Annotated in this window: 14 protein-coding genes; 8 read left to right on the top strand and 6 right to left on the bottom strand. The window is 68.7% G+C overall.

What is annotated here, in order from left to right:
• Positions 1-116 precede the first annotated feature (116 nt).
• Positions 117-1,538 carry an MFS transporter gene (locus GL259_RS15485; protein WP_159533166.1) on the top strand — a complete coding sequence of 474 codons (1,422 nt, stop codon included), beginning with the start codon at positions 117-119 and terminating at the stop codon, positions 1,536-1,538.
• Between the two features lie 63 nt (positions 1,539-1,601).
• Positions 1,602-2,615, top strand: coding sequence for an SEC-C domain-containing protein (locus tag GL259_RS15490; protein ID WP_159533168.1), 1,014 nt, complete (start codon positions 1,602-1,604; stop codon positions 2,613-2,615).
• Between the two features lie 80 nt (positions 2,616-2,695).
• Here the strand turns inward: GL259_RS15490 and GL259_RS15495 are convergent, their stop codons facing one another.
• Both GL259_RS15495 and GL259_RS15500 read right to left on the bottom strand, forming a co-directional pair.
• Positions 2,696-3,529: an alpha/beta hydrolase gene (locus GL259_RS15495; RefSeq protein WP_159538671.1), complete on the bottom strand. Its 834-nt coding sequence runs from the start codon at positions 3,527-3,529 to the stop codon at positions 2,696-2,698.
• Positions 3,530-3,823: 294 nt separating this feature from the next.
• Positions 3,824-4,360 (bottom strand): hypothetical protein, encoded by a 537-nt coding sequence (locus GL259_RS15500; protein ID WP_159533170.1) that lies wholly within the window; start codon positions 4,358-4,360, stop codon positions 3,824-3,826.
• Between the two features lie 338 nt (positions 4,361-4,698).
• Here GL259_RS15500 and GL259_RS15505 point away from each other — a divergent pair, with 338 nt between their 5' ends.
• From GL259_RS15505 to GL259_RS15530, 6 genes are all read left to right on the top strand, one after another.
• On the top strand, positions 4,699-5,157 hold the full coding sequence (locus tag GL259_RS15505) for a DUF3592 domain-containing protein (protein ID WP_159533172.1): 459 nt from the start codon (positions 4,699-4,701) through the stop codon (positions 5,155-5,157).
• Positions 5,158-5,532: 375 nt separating this feature from the next.
• A complete protein-coding gene (locus GL259_RS15510) occupies positions 5,533-7,086 on the top strand; it encodes an ATP-binding protein (RefSeq protein ID WP_159533174.1) in 1,554 nt (517 codons plus the stop codon).
• A 53-nt stretch (positions 7,087-7,139) separates the two neighbouring features.
• The gene (locus GL259_RS15515) at positions 7,140-10,085 is read left to right on the top strand and encodes a Z1 domain-containing protein (protein WP_159533176.1); all 2,946 of its coding nucleotides are present in this window, start codon (positions 7,140-7,142) and stop codon (positions 10,083-10,085) included.
• Positions 10,086-10,139: 54 nt separating this feature from the next.
• Complete coding sequence (locus GL259_RS15520; RefSeq protein ID WP_159538673.1) at positions 10,140-10,568, top strand: very short patch repair endonuclease; 429 nt, start codon at positions 10,140-10,142, stop codon at positions 10,566-10,568.
• Positions 10,569-10,578: 10 nt separating this feature from the next.
• Positions 10,579-11,616, top strand: coding sequence for a DNA cytosine methyltransferase (locus tag GL259_RS15525; RefSeq protein ID WP_159533178.1), 1,038 nt, complete (start codon positions 10,579-10,581; stop codon positions 11,614-11,616).
• Entirely contained in the window at positions 11,613-13,166 is a 1,554-nt protein-coding gene (locus tag GL259_RS15530) for a DNA cytosine methyltransferase (protein WP_159533180.1), read from the top strand. The genes GL259_RS15525 and GL259_RS15530 overlap by 4 nt, the downstream gene beginning before the upstream one ends.
• 51 nt (positions 13,167-13,217) lie before the next feature.
• On the opposite strand, the gene GL259_RS15535 is transcribed toward GL259_RS15530, so the two are convergent.
• From GL259_RS15535 to GL259_RS38730, 4 genes are all read right to left on the bottom strand, one after another.
• Entirely contained in the window at positions 13,218-14,099 is an 882-nt protein-coding gene (locus GL259_RS15535) for a DUF6339 family protein (RefSeq protein WP_159533182.1), read from the bottom strand.
• Positions 14,096-15,088, bottom strand: a complete 993-nt coding sequence (locus tag GL259_RS15540) for a hypothetical protein (protein ID WP_159533184.1) — start codon at positions 15,086-15,088, stop codon at positions 14,096-14,098. The genes GL259_RS15535 and GL259_RS15540 overlap by 4 nt, the downstream gene beginning before the upstream one ends.
• Positions 15,085-17,214, bottom strand: a complete 2,130-nt coding sequence (locus tag GL259_RS15545; protein ID WP_243762568.1) for a helix-turn-helix transcriptional regulator — start codon at positions 17,212-17,214, stop codon at positions 15,085-15,087. Before GL259_RS15545 ends, GL259_RS15540 begins: the two co-directional genes overlap by 4 nt.
• Positions 17,215-17,875: 661 nt before the next feature.
• A complete protein-coding gene (locus tag GL259_RS38730; protein ID WP_243762309.1) occupies positions 17,876-18,109 on the bottom strand; it encodes a hypothetical protein in 234 nt (77 codons plus the stop codon).
• Positions 18,110-18,149 lie beyond the last annotated feature (40 nt).

The following is an 18,149-nucleotide window of genomic DNA, read 5'->3' on the forward strand; positions in this document are numbered from 1 at the left end:
AATGACCGAACCCAGGATGCTACGGTGGGCCGCCCAGCCAGGTTCAATGAACGAACTCACTCGTTCCGGAAGCCTTCGCCCCCGGCGAGCCGATCCCGCAGAGGACCCCGACCGACATGACCGGCACCGACTCCTCCCCCGCGACCACGCGGACCGACGCCCCCGCGGCCGTACGGCCGGACACCCCCGCCCCCCGCCAGGACCCGCCCCCGCGCCCCGGCGCCACCCTCGCCCTGACCAGCGCCGCCACCGCCGTGGCGCTGATGACGTACACCGCGCCGATCGTCACGCTCCCCGACACCGCGGCCGCCCTGCACACCCCGCTGTCCGCCCAGGCCTGGCTGCTCAACGGCACCCCGCTGGGCCTCGCCGCCCTGCTCCTGGTCGCCGGCAGCCTCGCCGACGACCACGGCCGCCGCCGGATCTTCGTCTCCGGCACGCTCGCCCTCGGCGTCACCACCGCACTGGGCGCCCTCGCCACCACCACCTGGCTGTTCACCCTGGCCCGTGTCGCCCAGGGCGCGGCCAGCGCGGCACTGCTGGCCAGCAGCCTCGGCCTGATCGTGCACGCCTTCCCGACACCGGCCGGCCGGCTGCGGGCGACGGGGGTGTGGGGCGCGTTCGTCACCGGCGGCATCGCGGTGGGCCCGCTGCTCGCCGCGGGGATACCCGACTGGCGCGCGGTGTACGGCGTCCTGGGCGCCGCCGCACTGATCGCCGCCGTCCTCGGCAGCCGCGCGCTCACCGAGTCGCGCTCCCCGCGCGGAGGCCGGCCGGACTTCGCCGGGGCCGTCACCTTCGGCCTGGCCCTCGTCTGCCTGGTCGCGGCCCTCACCCTGGGCCGGGACGGCTGGCTGCGCACACCGGTGTGGCTGCTGCTCGCGGCGGCCGTCGCGCTCCTGGCCGTGTTCGCCGCGGTGGAGCGCCGCACGGGCACCCCCATGATCGACCTGTCCCTGCTCCGCCGCCCCGGCTTCCTCGCCTCCTCCGTCGGCGGCCTGTTCACGGGTCTGTCGGTGATCGGCCTGTTCAGCTTCCTGCCGGCGGTGCTCCAGCGCAGCCTCGGCATGTCCGCGATGGACACGGCATGGCTGACCCTGCTGTGGGCGGGCCTCGCCTTCGTCGTCGCCCTCCAGGCCCGCCGCCTGGCCGGCCGCGTCCCCACCCGCGTCCAGCTGGCGATCGCCTTCGTCCTGCACGCGGCCGGCGTCCTGACGATGCTGGGCGCGGTCGGCGCGGGCTCCGCGGCCCGCTTCGTCCCGGGCATGCTCGTCGCCGGGGTCGGCAGCGGCCTGCTCAACGCGGCGCTCCCGCTGCTCGCCGTCGAATCGGTCCCGCCGGCCCGGGCCGCGATGGGCTCCGGCGCCCAGCAGACCTTCCGCTACGTCGGCTCCTGCGCCGGCGTCGCCCTGACCATCGCCGTCGCGACCTCCTCGAGCGGCGGACCGGCCCGGGGCACGGACATCGCGATGGTGGTCTCCGCGGTCCTGGCACTGGTGGCGGCGGTGGCGGTCGTGGGCCTGCGGGAACGGGCGTGAGGCGGCCCGCCCGCTCCCGTGCTCCCTCACCTTCTGTCAGCCACCGGCAGTACGGTGTCCCCCATGCGCCCCGACACGCCTGCCGAAAACGTCGACCACACCACCGAGGCCGCCCGCCTGGAGCGGACCGCCGACCTCTACCCCGAGGACGCCGAGGCCCTGCTGCTGCGGGCCGCCGCCCACCGCGAACTCTCCGGCGACCGCCCCGCCGCGACCGCCCTCTACGACCGCCTGCTGTCCTCCGGCACCCCGCTGGACGCCCCCTTCCTGGTCCGCGCCCTGAAGGCCTCGAACCTCTGGGAGTACGGCCACGAGGCGGAGGCCCGCGCGATCATCGACGGCATCCGCACGGCGTCCCCGCGCGACGCGGCCCCCTGGGTGATCGTCGCGGAGGCCCTGGAGGCCCACGACGAGCTGGAGCAGGCACACGAGACGTTCACGGAGGCGGTCCGCCTCCTCCTGACCGGTGCCGGGGAACCCCCGCGCGCCACCCACCCGCTCCTCTTCGGCCGCCACCGCGTCCGCAGGATGCTCGGCGCGGCGCACGACGAGTGGGACGCCCTGGCCGACTCCGTCCACACCCTCCCGATCACCCTGGACGAGCTCCACGACCCCAAGCGGGTGTGGTCCCTGGGCTCGGAGAACCCGGTGGAGCTCCAGGCGGAGATCACGCGGCTGCGGGCGGAGCTGGGCGCGTACCGGGAGGCCCTGTCCCGCCCCTTCCCGGTGGCGATCCTCCACTGGCCGGCGGACGAACTGGCGGAACTGACCCAGGCGTACCCGTCCCTGACGCAGGAGTACCCGTCCTACGGGGAGCACCTCGCGGCCGTGGAGGGGGCCCTGCGGGAGCTGGCGGCGTCGGGCACGCCGAACCTGGGCGTCGTCACGGGCACGGTCCCGTCGTACGAGGCCTTCGCGGCGTCGGAGGGGGCGACGCCCGGCGACGCGACGCTGCTGCCGCAGTACGCGACGACGCTGGCGGCCCGGGGCCGGGCGGTCGCCTGGCCGCCGGAGCGGGGCGCGCAGTGCTGGTGCGGGTCGGGCCGCCCGTACGGGGAGTGCCACGGGACCGCGTGACGTGACGCGGGCCCGGCCGTGCGCCCCCGCCGGCAGCGGCGGGGGCGCACGGACCGGCCTCGAGGAGCCGTTCAGTACGGCTACTTGGCCAGGAAGGCGAGCAGGGCGTCGGTGACCTCCCGGGCGTGGGTCCACAGCAGGCCGTGCGGGGCGCCCTCGATCACGACGTACTCGGCCTGCGGGAGCGCCCGGCGGAACGGCTCCCCGGTGGACTCGATCGGCAGGATGCGGTCGGCGGTGCCGTGCAGGATCAGCGCCGGCACGTCGATCTTGGGGATGTCGGCGCGGAAGTCGGTGGTCCAGGTCGACACGCAGGCCAGCGAGGCGTACCAGGAGGCGCCGGCGGCGACGTTCCAGCTGTTGCGGACGGCCTCCTCGCTGATGCGGGTGCCGAGGTTCTCGTCCAGGTTGTAGAAGTCCCGGTAGAACGCGGTGAAGTAGGCGTACCGGTCGGCGGCGACGGCCTGCTCGATGCCCTCGAAGACGCTCCCTTCGACCCCCTCGGGGTTGTCGTCGGTCTTGAGCAGGAACGGCTCCAGCGAGGCGAGGAAGGCGGCCTTGGCGATGCGGGCGGAGCCGTAGGTGCCCAGGTAGCGGCCGACTTCGCCGGTGCCCATGGAGAAGCCGACGAGGACGGCGTCGTGGAGGTCGAGGGTCTCCAGGACGGTGTTCAGGTCGGCGGCGAAGGTGTCGTAGTCGTAGCCGGTGGTGGGCCGGCTGGACCGGCCGAAACCGCGCCGGTCGTAGGTGATGACGCGGTAGCCGGCCTCCAGCAGGGCCGCGGCCTGCTTCTCCCAGGAGTGGCCGTCGAGCGGGTAGCCGTGGATCAGCACGACCGGCTGCCCGGTGCCGTGGTCCTCGTAGTAGAGGTCGATGGGGGCGGAGTTCTCCTGGCCGACGGTGATGAACGGCATGGTGGTCGCTGCCTTTCGCGTGGGTGCGGGGTCGAGCACGGAGAGAAACGTACTGCACAATTTAGTTGTACGCAACTAAATTGTGCGCAACTTAAATGGACGCTGTCGCTCCCGTTCCGGGCAGCCCCGACGCCCCCCCCCGACGAACCAGCCCCGCCCCGCCCGGGGCACAGCCGGACCGCCCCGGCCGCACCCCCTCGTTCCACGCGCCGCCGGCGGCCCCCGCCTCCGCCGCCCGGACGACATCACCACTCCGCCGGAGGTCGCAGACGGGCCCCCCGCTCCCTCCCGGACTCAGCCCCCGATGTCGTCCAGGGCCGAACGCGCCGCGGCGGTGAACTCGCCGATGCGCTCCGAGAGCCGGGCCACCTCGACGGCGTGGCGTTCCACGAGGCGGACGCCGTCGTCCGGGGCGTCCGCCGGGGAGTCCCGCAGGGCGAGGAGGGTCGTCTGCATCGACTTGAGCGTCGTGTAGACGCTCCGGGCCGCCTGCTCCACCGGCTCCGGCCCCTCGACCGCGAGGTTCGCCCAGGCCGCCTGCGCCAACGCCAGTTGTTCCTGCGCCTGCTGCAGTCTGCGGTCGATCTCCTCGACGTCCGGCTCCCCCACGAACGCGCGCCCGGCCGTCTTCAGCGCCTGCTGCGCCTCACTCGCCGGCGCGAGGAAGGCACCGTACGCATCGCGCCGCACCTGTCTCCGCCAGTGCGCGTGCTCGGCCCTGGCCTGCGCCCGCACCTGCTGCCGGGCCGACCACCCCGTGATCGCCGATGCGAGCACGGTGCCCGCCACGCCGACCGTCGCGCCGAGGAGCGCCGCCCATCCCTGATCCACGGGAGGGTGTCTACCGCACTTCGCCGGCACGGTCCACTCCATCACGCCAGAATCCGGCGGCAGGGCGGCGCCCACCGCCGGCGGACCGCCCCCGGCGCAGCCGCGGACATCCTCAACGGGTCCCCCACCGGCTCGAGATCGACGTCCCCGCCCCGGGGAACCGCGGGCGCCCTTCCCCCCGCGCCCCACCCGCCCGGCCGGCCGCTCCTCCGCGAGCACCGGAGGAACGGCGCGCGGGACAGGGCACGCCCTCCCCGCGGAGAGCGCCGTGGAACCGGCCCGCGGGCCGCGTCCGTCCCCATGGACAGCTGACGTCGGCTCCAGGGGGAGGAGGCCACGTGGACCAGCCGTGGCTCACGATCACACTCATCACGGCCGCGGGCGCGGTGGCCCTGGGCGTCAAGGTCCTGCGCCTCGCCCGGGGCCAGCGCCGCGCCCTGGGCCGCCTCGGCGTCCGGGGCGTGCGCACCCGGGGGGAGGTGGCGCGCGGCGCCCGCCGCGAGGGGACCACCGTCCACCCCCCTCAGGTCCGCTACAAGGCCCCGCCCGTCGACCGTCCCGACGCCCCCGCCACCCAGACCTACCGCCGCGCCCCCCTCAACCACGAGTCCCACCTCCTGCACCGGGGCATCCCGGTCGTCCTGCGCTACGACCCGGGGGACCCGCGCCGGGTGGTGGTCGTCCACACCAAGGACGGCCGCCCGGGCAACGTCTCGTACTCGGCGACGGCCAACACGACGTGGGGGATCTTCTTCGTGCTGTTCGGGGTGGCGATGGGGGTGGGGGCGTTCCTGTGAGGGCTCCGGGCGACACATCCAGGCCCCGGCTCTCCGCTGCTTCTCGTCCGCACCGAGGAAACAGGGCAACCAGGTGAACAGCTGACAGGCACCGTCCCACTGCTGCCACGCCTGGCCGTCATGCTCTGCAGCATGAAGCAGCTTGTGCCCAGCCCTCTTGCGAGACGCAGCACACTCGTCCGATATACGCGAGGAGGTTCGCCTTCCCGTCCGCGAGTCACGACATTGCCTATCGGGACATTTGGGATCAATGCTCCTACCTCACAGCCCAACCACCTCTATGTCCGACCTTTGCAGTACGGTCACACAGACCAACCGACCCGGAGGGCCGTCACGCGCTGAGCAGGCCCGGACCTGTGTATACGAGGAAGCGCAATGGCCTACGAGCCCGGCACCGTCTGGCAGTACGAGGTCCCCACGACCGGCAGCACCCACCTGCCCCCGGACGCCGGCTACGGCAAGGCTCTGACCAACCAGGGCTACGGCTTCGAGGTCGCCATCGCCGACCTGATCGACAACTCCATCGACGCCGGCGCTGACGAGATCGTCGTGCACTTCCTGCGCGACGCCAAGCGCATCCTCACCCTCCTGATCATCGACAACGGCAAGGGCATGGACGATGCAGGCCTGGACGCCGCCATGACGGTGGGACGGCGCCGGGACTACGGCGAGAGCGCCCTCGGCATGTACGGCACAGGCCTGAAGGCCGCTTCACTGTCCCACGCGTCGTCGCTGACCGTGGTCAGCCGTACCAAGCGCAGCCGTGCCGCAGGTCGCCGTCTCACCGCGGAGGGCATCGAGGACGGCTTCCGCTGTGACACCGTCGACTCTCGCTACGCACAGGAACTCGTGGACCGGTACGACGGCATCATCGAGTGGCACGGCACGATCGTGCGCTGGGACCAGGTGCGGGCCTTCGAGACGGTGACGACCGGCCAGAGCGACCACTATTTGTCAAAGGCGATCGCGCGTCTGGAAACGCATCTCGGCCTCTACCTGCACCGGTTCCTTCAGAACGGTCTCAAGCTCGACATCGCCGTGTGGGACGTGAGCAGCGGCGAGGGCCGGCTCGGCGAGGAAGTGGACCACATCGCTGTCGAGGCGCTGGACCCCTTCGGTTACAAGGTGCCCGGGAAAGCGGGCTACCCCCGTACGTTCACGGCTCCCGTAGAGGGCCTGGGAGACGTGCAGCTGACCGCACACATCTGGCCCGCCAAGTCGAAGCAGGCCGGCTTCCGGCAGATCGGATCCCTCGCCGACCGTCAGGGCTTCTACTTCTACCGCAACGACCGCCTCGTCCAGGCCGGTGGCTGGAACGGTCTCCGCAACCCTGAAGGTCACCTCACTCTTGCTCGCGTGGCCGTCGACCTTCCGTCCCACGAGAACAGTGTCCTGAGCCTCGACGTGAAGAAGGAGAGCGTGACCGTCACACCCGCCTTCACGCTCGGCGTCGAGAAAGCCGTGGACGCCTCCGGAAACACCTTCCACGGGTTCCTCAACGACGCCGAGGCCGCCTACCGGGAGGGCGCGAAGCGCACGGAGATCGTCCGCAAGGCCGTGACGCTCCCGGGCAAGGGGATAGACCCGAAGGTCAAGCGGGTCATCAAGGAGGAGCTGCCCGAGAAGCCGGGTGAGGAGCTCATCGCATTCTCCTGGGTCTCCCTTCCCGGTGACAAGTTCTTCGATCTGGACCGCGAGAACAACACCGTCCTCCTCAACAAGGCCTTCCGCAGCGACTTCAACGACGGGAGGCGCGGCGGAAGCAACGACGCCCCCGTCACGAAGACCTTGCTGTACCTGCTGCTCGAGGACTGCTTCGGTCTCGGGCGCTGGGAGCGTGGCCGCCAGGACCGGGTGGACTACTGGAACACCATCCTCCTGGCAGCGGCAGGCGCGCACCGCGACCGCCGTGCACAGGCAACCGACTGATCCGGTACCGCTCCCGCTCCTGGCCCACTCCGGCTCCCGACCGAGGACAAGAGATGACCAACACTCCGTCCGGCGTGCTCCTCGACATCCACACCTCCGCGTTGGCGGGGATGGGCAGCATGCCGCGTCACTTCGAACGCTGGGCGGCGCTTGCCGCAGATGACTCCCACCCCGACGCGGACCTGAGCGAGGAGCTGTTCCGCTCCCTGCTCATCAGCGGTGACGACGCGCTGATCGCCCTGTGGGACCGCCACCTGACCGCCTGGGACTTCGCGGAGAACCCGCAGTGGGGAGCGGACTCCCCGGCACGCACCGACGAGCGGCGTGCCGTGGTGTACGAACGGCTCCGGTTCGGAAGTGAACTGTGCAAGGTCCTGGACGAGGCCGTACCCGTGGCGAAGGTGCCCGGTGCGACGGTGATCACCCGGGAGTTCACCCCGTGGTACACCGCGGAACGTGCGGCGGCCAGGTCCTTCTACTGGACGGCGTACGAGCAGAAGCTCCGCGACAAGGGATGGTCCGAGGCCGCCATCGCCGGCCTCGACCAGGCGAGTCGGGCGGTCGTCGAGCGCCTCACCGATCCCGAACAGCCGGCGGCCCGACAAGCGAAGGGCCTGGTCGTCGGCTATGTCCAGTCCGGCAAGACGGCGAACTTCACCGGCGTGACCGCGAAGGCCATCGACGCCGGTTACCGTCTCGTCATCGTCCTCGGGGGCACCCTCAACCTGCTGCGCGCCCAGACCCAGCGGCGCCTCGACATGGAGCTGATCGGCCAGGAGAACATCCTGCGGGGCGCGGACGTCACAGACGTGGACTCCCTGGTCGGTGTGGACTACGTGGGTGACGACGAGGACTGGCCGAAGTTCGTACAGCACGGTGGCCGTCCCTCCACACTCGGCGCGTTCGACATCGAGCGCCTGACCACCCGCGACAACGACTACAAGAGCCTGGCCCAGGGCATCCGGGCGCTGGAGTTCGAGAAGCGCGTCCCCACTCGCCCGCTGCACGATCCGGCGAACCTCCACCACGCCGCAGCGCGGATCCTCGTGGTGAAGAAGAACAAGGCCGTCCTCACGAAGCTCGTCAAGGACCTCAAGCAGATCCACGGGATCCTGGGAGAGCTGCCGACCCTCGTCATCGACGACGAGTCCGACCAGGCCTCCGTGAACACCTCGGACCCGAAGAAGTGGGAACGGGGAAGCACTGAGCGCACGGCCATCAACGGCCTGATATCCCAGCTCCTGGGACTGCTTCCGCGCGCCCAGTACGTCGGCTACACCGCGACTCCCTTCGCCAACGTCTTCATCGACCCGGGCGACGAGGAGGACATCTTCCCGCGCGACTTCCTGATCTCCCTCCCCCGCCCCACCGGTTACATGGGTGTTCAGGACTTCCACGACCTGGACGGTGTCGACGGTGGTGAGGGCGAGGCCGAGCAGAGGCACGTCCGCGGGATCTACGACTCCACGGGCGACCGTCTTCAGGAAGCCCTGGACGCCTTCGTCCTCACGGGCGCTCTGAAGTGCTACCGCGCCGCCCACGGCGTCCCCTCCGCCTCGTTCCGGCACCACACGATGCTCGTGCACGAATCGGTCCGCATGGCCGAGCACACCGCGCTCGCCCTGCGCATCAACACCATGTGGCACAACTCCGCGTACACGCGCCCGGAGGGCCACGCACGCCTGGCCTCCCTCTTCGAGAAGGACTTCCGTCCCCACGCGGACGGAGCCACCCTGCCCACCCCCGCGACGTACGACGAACTGAAGCCGTACCTCACCGATGCACGCCACCTCATCAACAAGGGCGGCGGCCCCGTCATCGTCGTCAACGGCGACAGCGAACGCGACTACAACCAGCCCGACCTGGACTTCGATCGCACCCCGAACGTCTGGAAGATCCTGGTCGGCGGCACGAAGCTGTCCCGTGGCTTCACGGTCGAGGGCCTGACGATCACGTACTACCGTCGCACGACGCAACAGGCCGACACCTTGATGCAGATGGGTCGGTGGTTCGGTTTCCGGCCCGGGTACCGCGACCTCGTCCGCCTCTACATCGGCCGGGAGGAGACTCTCGGCCGTAACCGCAACGCCAAGACGGTCGACCTGTACGAGGCCTTCGAGGCGATCTGCCGCGACGAGGAGCTCTTCCGTACCGAACTGGCCCGCTACGCCCCCATGGTGAACGGCCGCCCTCAGGTCACTCCTGCCCAGATCCCGCCGCTGGTGGCCCAGCACCTGCCGTGGGTGAAGCCGTCGGCTCGGAACAAGATGTTCAACGCGCAGCTGGTGGAGGTGCGATCGCCGGGAGTCTGGGAGGAGCCCACGGCCTATCCCGAGGACCCTGACGCCCTGCGCCACAACACGGAGTGCTGGGCACCGGTTCTCGGGGCTCTGTCGCACGCTCCCGTCTCGCTCGGCGTGGCCGGCGGTCCGCAGTACGACGCACGGGTGGGCACGGTGTCGCACCAAGACCTGCTCGCGGTGCTGTGCGACCTGCGCTGGTCCGCCCCGGGGCAGTTCTCACCCCACTTGGAATTCTTGCTGGACGCCGGGCGGGAATCCGGCACGATCGACGACTGGGTCGTGATCGCTCCGATGCAGACGTCCGCCCGCCGGAACGAGGGCCGCATCCTAGGACACGGTCCCTTCTCCCTCGCACGCCGTAAGCGCCGCCGCGGCTCGCTGTTCGGCGCGATCCGTGACCCGAAGCACGTCGCCGCGGTGACGCGCCTGGCAGGTGCCTCGGGCCTGACCGGAAACTCGGCTGTCGAGCAACACGTCCGTCCGCGTCGGGGTGCGTTGGTGCTCTATCCCTTGGTGGAATCCGAGCCCCGGATCCTGTCCGACGGTTCGATCGATCCGCGTGACCTCGTCATGGCCTTCGCCTTCGTCGCACCGCCGTCGACGGCGCAGGACGACCGTCCCTTGGTGCGGTTCCGTGCGATCGACTCGACCAGGGCGGAAGCTGCGATCATCGAGCGTGACGACCTACGTGCGTGAGGCCTGACGACAGTGAACAGCATGACGCCTTCCTCTCCCGGCGTCTCCGCCCGCATGAGCAGGCAGGCGAGCAAAAACACGGGGGCCGAGCTGGCCGTACGACGGCTGCTGCACGCGGCCGGGCTGCGCTATCGCGTGGAGTACCCGGTACCGGGCATACCCAGGCGACGGATCGACGTGGCCTTCCCCCGGGCCAAGGTCGCCGTCCTCATCGACGGCTGCTTCTGGCACGGCTGCCCCCAGCACGCCACGCAGCCGAAGGCCAACGCTGAGTGGTGGCGGAGCAAGCTGGACCGGAACATGGCTCGCGACCGAGAGACCACCGAACACCTGCTGGCGGCGGGGTGGACAGTGCTGCGGTTCTGGGAGCACACGCCGGCGGAAGAGATCGCGGCGACCGTGCGTGCGACGGTGGATCGGGAGAAGCGGGACCGGGACCTGCGGGAGCAGAGGGCGCGAGAGCAAGGTCGCCGGAAGAGCTGAGGGGGAGCGAGTGGGTGATCGACTCGATTTCGTGGACGTCTGTGCCGGTGCGGGCGGGTTGGCGTCGGGGTTGGAGAGTGCGGGTTTCTCACCGGTTCTCCTGCTCGACAACAAGCGTCAGGCGTGCGAGACGCTCCTGGCCAACCGTCCGCACTGGAACGTGGTCTGCGAGGACTTGGTCGATTTCCTCCCGGACGAGCACCCGCAGACCCTGGACGTGGATCTCCTGTCGGCTGGCCTGCCACGAGTGAAAGCATCGGCCGCGGTGGCACGTGCGGACAGCGATCAGGAGCTGCGACTCCTCACGGCCACGATCTATCTGGTCCACTCGATCCAGCCGCGGGCCCTGTTGCTGGAGAACTTGCCCGCCCTCGTCGAGTCACCGGCGTACGCCGACATCCGCGACTTCGTCCAGAAGGAACTCACGCACCTCGGCTACCGGTTCTGCTGGTTTGTGCTGAACGCGGCGGACTTCGGCGTGCCGCAAGAGCGCCGACAGGGCGTTCTCGTGGCCCTCAGGGAACAGTGGTTCCACGCCTTTTCCCTGCCCGAGCCGACGGTGGACGAGCATGTCCCGGTCGGTCGGGCACTGCGCCGGTCGATGGGGGCCCGGGGGTGGCGTGACGCGGACGCCTGGGCGTCTCAGGCGTCGACCGTGGCCCCCACTCTGGTCGGAGGCTCGGACAAACGTGGTGGCGCGGATCTCGGTCCGTCAGGCACCAAGCGGGCCTGGGCGCGGATGGGAGTGAACGCCGGCGCGCTGGGCGACGAGGTGCCGGGGCCTGATTACGTGTGGCCGCGCTCGGACGACCCGGCGAAGATGCTGAAAATCACAGTGGACCAGGCGGCCCTCCTGCAGTCGTTCCCTCCGGAGTGGCGCGTCACGGGCCGAAAGACGGTCCGGTACCGGCAGATCGGTCACGCCACTCCTCCACCGGTGGGCAAGGCGCTGGGTGTCGCCATCGCGACCGCCCTGCGTTCCCCGAGCCGAGTACAGGGAGACGCGCCCTATACACCTCGGAACGCCGGCTACACTTCAAGCCCATGAGCCACATCAAAAACGCACCTCCCTCACCTGCGGGTTTCCGCATCGTGGATCTCTTCGCAGGTCCGGGTGGGTTGGATGTGGCAGCAGACGTTCTGGGGCACCAGGTGACCGGCATCGAATGGGACCCAGAAGCATGCAAGACCCGCTGCGTGGCAGGGCTGGACACCTTCCAAGGCGATGTCCGTGAATTTCGTGCGATCTTCTTCCCGCACGCCCAAGTGCTGACTGGCGGACCTCCTTGCCAGACTTTCACCGTCGCCGGGCACGGCGCCGGCCGCAGGGCGTTGGACGATGTACTGAAATACATCGCGCAATTGCATGATGCCGTGCGCGTCGAGAACCAGAACTGGAAAGAAATCTTCCGAACCTGGCACAGGATCTCCGAAGAACTTCGACACAAGGAACGCAAAGCTGAAAAGGTCAAGGCCCGCAAGCGCGAGGTCGAGGACATCAGAGCCACGAAACGCAGAGCCATAAGGAAACGGCTGGTTCACCTCGGAAACTCGGACGACGCGGCCAAGAACATCCTGAAAGGACTCAAGGACCCGCAGAAGCTCGAGTTCCAGGATTACGAACTCAAGGGATTGCTGAAGGAACTCAGCGACCTGAACGACGAGCTCGCCAAGTTGAAGGACGAACTCGAGGAGTTGGGTGACGAGCGGACGGGATTGGTCCTGCAACCCCTCTGGTGGGTGATCGAGCGGAGCAAGCGCCCCGGCTCGACGCCCTACGAAGCCGTCATCCTGGAACAGGTTCCCACGGTGATGCGCGTGTGGGAGGAGTACGCCAAGGTACTCGCCACCCTCGGCTACAAGACCAGGACACAGCTGATGCACACCGAAGCCTTCGGCGTTCCGCAGACCCGACGGCGCGCTGTGCTGATGGCTCGTTTCGATCCGACCGCCATCGCGAACAAGATCCACCCCGGCCACCTGCCAGAAGTGCCCGAAAGCCACATGCGCTACCAGCCGAGAGCCGAGCAGGCGGACACCCTCTTCTCGGGCGCATCGGAGGAGGACGGAACAAGAAGCCCGAAAGATAACTGGGTGTCCATGGGAAAAGCTCTTGAGAAGGCAAAAGAAGTCGCGGACCGCCTGAAGCTGAATCCGCCTCCGGAGCTTCACGACCGCCCTGATTTCACCGTCGTCTCGAACTACGGGACCGGTGGTGACCCCAAGTTGCGCGGCCGACGCGATCACGACACCCCTGCCGCCACGGTCACCGGCAAAGTCTCACGGAACCGTGTGGTCCGGAAGGACAGCGGCGAATACCTCGCTCGCTTCAGCTCTGCCGAGGCAGGGGTGCTGCAGACCTTCCCCGTCGCATACCCCTGGTCCGGCAACGACGTACCGCAGCAGATCGGCAATGCCGTACCACCGAGGCTTGCCCTGCACGTGCTTCGACATGTGCTCGAACCCGAACTGAACGACGAAAAAGCCCGGGACAGGCTGGATCAGGTCACAGCGGCCCTTGAGGATTGGAAACCCAAGAAGCCGGTGGCGGCCCGCGAACGCAAGGACTGGAAAGAGCACCCGCTCGCGGGGCGCTGAAAGCCCGGAGCGTCCTCCCTGCTCCCAGGGAGAACGCTCCGGGCTGTTCGGTCAGTCCTCGTCCGGGGTCTCCTCGCCCTTGTCCTTCCCTCGCACAGGCGCATCCGCGAACAGATCCGCGAAGTACTCCGTCAGACGCGCCACCGAGTCCTCGGGAGCCGGCTCCTCGGCGGGCCCCACGGGCAGGGGACGGTGATGCACGGTGAGGCCCTCGTCACCCTCGTCGATCCACCTCTGCACGGCCCCGGCGTCCCGCCCCGTGTCCGGCGCGATCACGTCGTACATCAGGGTCGCGGCCGCCGTGTTGACGGCCTTCCCTATGGCGGTCGCATCACGGCCCGTCCGTACGACCTCCCGCTTCAACAGCCGGACCAGCGCCTGCGCCGTGGGTCGATGATCGATGACGTCCAACCTCAGCACCGTGTTCAACATGTCCTGGTTACCGCAGGCAATGACGACCGGCTCGTAGTCGGATCCGTTCCGGAAGAGTTCGGCCGACCACCAGAGTCGGGCGAAGGCCTGCTTGTGGTAGGGCCCCTTGAAGTACCGGGCGTTGACGGTCTTCTTGGTTTCGGACAGGTGCCGCCAGACCACGAAGTCGGGGGCGACGCCGAGTGCCAGGTAGTTCCACAACCCGGGGTCCGCGGCCTCCGCACGCGTCAGGCGAAGGATCGCGTGCAGACGTGGCGCGAGCCAGGCGTCCGCCTGCGTGGGCCTGTCGTCCCGGTAGATGTACATCGCGTCGTCGATCAGGTCCCGGATCGCACGAAGCCGCATCCGCGGACTCTCGGGAAGAGGCTCGGCAGCCTGGTTGAGGGCGATCGCGGGAACGCTGTCCTTTCCGGCCAGCACTCCGTCCGTGATGAACCGTGCCGCGTCCTCGTCGGCGAGTCGGGACAAGTACTCGGGAAGATGCTCAGGCTTCTCGGTCACGCCTCTTCCTCACGCTTGAGCTTGTTCAAACCGCGCACTGTCTCCGAAAGTGCTCTGGGCACCCCGGCTCGTCGCGTTGCCGCGTACTGGATGTGGGGCTGCAGTTCGGTCCACCCCGTCGCGCCCACACGCCGGCGATGCACCTCGCGCAAGGCGTCCTCGAGCGTGCGATCGGGCATGACGTCGGGAAGCATCTCCCTGAGCACCTCTCCCTGCCAACCGTGGGGGAACAGAGGAGTACCGTCGTCCTCCATCTCCAGATCACCGATGGCCGAGTGAAACACGGCGATCCACACATCGGCCGCCATCTGGGACACCAACAGTTCGTTGACGAGTCCCTCGGGGCCTCGTCCTTCGGCACTCAGAAGGTCCGTCATGCCTTCGAAGTCGGTGTTGATGTGCACAGTGGGCATCGTTCCTGAGGCATTCACGATCCACGGAGCGTCCGCGAAGTTCCGCAGTCTCTGCGGGCCCTTGGCAAACCCGACTTCCTTGATGTCGAAGCTCTGCTCCCGTGTCGGAGTGTCACTGCTCACATCGACGATCCAGTCGTCAGCGGCCTCCCCGATGATCCGTCCGGGTACCGCGTCGACCGTTGCGACCACCTGGACCGTCAGTGTGGCGCGGTCGAAGATGTCGGCGCGCAGTACCTGCAGTTCACCACGCCATTCACGGCCGCCTTCCGTCTCCGGGGCGAGCCTCGAAGTGACACGGGTGTTGGTCGTCCTGTCCGTGAGCACCGCGACCACGGCGATGTCGGACCACGGGCCGCCCGGCTCGGTGGCCCTCGACGGGATCGTCGCCGACACGGTCAGCGTGGCGGTCTCCCAGTCCTCCGTCTCCGTCAGGCCGAGCGCGACGACCCGCTCGATCACGGAGCGCGCACGGGAGTCGAGCTGCTCCCTGGGTTGCCCGGACGCCTTGACTCTGGCGGCGTCCACCCTCAGAGAGATCGTGCCGCGCAAGCGGGAGTACGGGAAAACCCTCATGCGCGCGACTCTCCTTCACCGGTGCGCAGTTCGACGACGAGACCGCTCAGACTCGTCCTGACGGCGTGCGTGGTGGGGTCGGTCACGCCTCGGAAGGTCGCGGAGCGTGCCCCATCGGTGAACCGCAGGGTGCCGTCCACGACCTGGCAGTTGTCGACTCCCACGAGCTCGGCCCACGCGATGGTGGGACGAGGGCCGGAACGCACGTCGAACTTGGCCACCGGAACGAGCCGCCAGGCGTGACCGCCGGCAGGGATCCTGACCTCACCGATCACCTGCCAGGCTCCGCCGTCGAGCACCTGCGCGTCCAACTCCTCCAACACGGGCAGTGTCGCCGCCGTCAGCCGACGCTTCTTCGTCCCCGTTCCGACGGTCAGCTTCGTGGCCAAGCGTCCTCCCCCGGTCTTGGGCTTCTTCTTGGGGCGGACCACCAGCTCCTTGATCGCCGCGTTGGTGTCCCGGGTGAGGGAGGCGATCCGCCGGTACGCCGAGGGTGAGTAGGTGAGTGTCAGTTCCTCGGTCTGCCCCCACTTGTTGTGCTCCGGGGGTTCGGCAGCGCGCAGGAACTCCTCCGCCTCGGTGGCGAACGGTGCCTGTGGGCCTGCAGCCTCACCGACCAACAGAACGGCCTGGAAGGGATTGACCGACAGCGGCAGGCCGGGGACGGCAGCGTCCCGCACTGTCATGCGGTTGCCACGCATCCCCGCGACACGATTGGGCTTGCCGTCCGCGTCCTCGGCATCCGTCACCAGGAGCACGGCGCGATGCTCTCCCTGAGAGGCCCGTCCGCCGCCCCGCACGGGCAGGTTGAGGGGGACGGTGGTCATGGCGACCTGCCCGGACTCCGTGAGTTTCTCCACGGTTGTGCCGTCGAGGAACGCCTTCAGAGCGCGTGTACGGGACGGTTGGGTGATCGTGGGATCCACGCGTTCCTCAGGGAGGACCACCTCACCGTTGCGCAGGGTGCGCACGGAGGCCTCCAGTAGCGGCAGTTGGTCACCACCACCCGTCATCGCAGCCCAGAAATTCTTGCCCAGGGCCCGCACGAGCCGGTGATGCATCCGCTGGATGCTGTCGTCGTCCTCGCCCTCGTCACCATCGAGTGCGTGGCTGTCGTCCGCGAGGCTCGCCACGTCGTGGGCTCCCACGATCAGGAACGACGTCCCGGGCTCACCGCTCTCCCGCTCCAGGTACAGGGATTCGACAGTCTCCTCGTCAGCCCACCACGAGCGTGCCACGGCAGCTCCCGGCGAGTCGGGGTCGGGCCGCCCCAGCCAGGCCGGCCCTGCCCACGGCTTACCGTGCACCTGCCGCCAGGGCAGATCGAGACGCCCGATAAGGCGGCGCTCGGTGCGGCCCTCATGCGGTTCGGACAGGGTGGAGTTCATGAGTACGAGACCGAGTCGACTGGTGGCCCAGAGGGTGGCCTTGCCCAGACCGTACGAGCCGCCCGCCGAACTACCGGACTTGTGACTGTCGAGCTGGCGCCGCACCACCGCCGCGAAGCGACCGTCACCGTAGTCGTCACCGGTCAGGCCGGCGGCGTTGTAGTCGTCCACCCGCAGCAGCACGAGGCGGTCGTGTTCGTACATGTCTCGCAGGCCCGCGTCGATGACCCGGCCCACCTTCTGTTCCTGGGCAGCGGCGGTCTCGTAGTGCGGGAAGAGATCGTCCCATTGGATGGCCTCTCGGAACCTCGCAAGCCTCTCGCCGGTGAGCTCGTGCAGGGTGTAACGCACACGCACGGGCTGTCCGTTGGCCGTGATGCGCTCGTCGAGGCTGTTCTGGCAGGTCTCTCGAGCCAGTACCTCCACGTCGGCGTCGAAGGCGAAGGCAGCGGCATTGCCCAACTCACGTCCGCCGTCCGCGTGTCCGGGACGGTGGTACCAACCGATGGGAAGGCCGGCCTGAGTGTCGGTGGTGCGGGTGTGCACCGTCGCCAGATCGGTGTTCAAGGCCCGAGCGATTCGTTCGATTGTCTCCGGTCGAGGGGCGGCACGCCCGGTGATCCACGCCGAGACCGCGGCGCGCGTCACGTCCACGGCCTGGGCCAGCTCGGTCTGCGTCATGTCGGCGAGCTTCAACTGCCGCGCCAGCCATGGACCGAAGTCCTCGCCTGCTTCCACGGTCACCTGCTCTCGGGTCTTGGTCCGCCTGCGTCGGACAGCAGCCAACCATACCCACGCCTTTGACAGCAGCTCTCTTGTCAAACGCCCTTTGACAGGAGGCGTGACCACTCGGACATCATCCCGGGCGAGATTTGATCACATTCAATCCGTATTGCCCGTTTCCCCGCTCGTCGAATGACCCGTCCTTCCGAGCCCCTGTACACCCTCGACGAGGCCGTGTATTGTCCCCTCAGCGGCCCCACCCGCCTCGGAAGAAACATTTCTCCGACGCTCTGGTAGAAGTGTGCCGCTTTTTCTCGTTCGAGTTGTCCAGGCGGCGCCATTGACAACAGCGTGCGGATGCTTCTCCGCATCGCTGATTCCGACCCGACTCCCGCAGGCGAAATTCCTATTGCCCGCCGACCGGAAAGCGCAGGCCGCATTGAAACAGCCCTCACCCACCCCATCTGGCGAAAACGTATAACACCCGACGAGGTTTGTCATGCCCTGAACCAGCCTGACATTCCAGGTCGTCGAGTAACGCTCCGCGCACTTCGGAACCGTCGTCATCGAAGAGGCGTCCGTGTCATCACCAGCACATGAAATGGCGCCTGGGATGACGTTCACGTAGGACGTCGAACGGACGGGCGACCCTCGTAGCTCCTTCTCCATCAGGCCATCACCTCAGGATCGGAGTCCCGTGTCTCCCGAACTGACCCCCGTGCTCAAGACCGTGGTCGATCAGTCCTCCCGCGTTCTCAAAACGTACGCCGCCGTCGATCCCGGCCTCGTTCCGGAGCACGCGAACGGAGAAAGACGAATCACTCAAGGCGGGTACGGTGACCGACAGCTCTTCGAGCTCGTCCAGAATGCCGCGGACGAAATCGCCGCCGAGCCCGGTGGCTCCGTCCATGTCGTTCTCACGGACACCTACCTCTACTGCGCGAACGAGG

The sequence above is a fragment of the Streptomyces sp. Tu 3180 genome, from assembly GCF_009852415.1.
GTDB lineage: Bacteria > Actinomycetota > Actinomycetes > Streptomycetales > Streptomycetaceae > Streptomyces.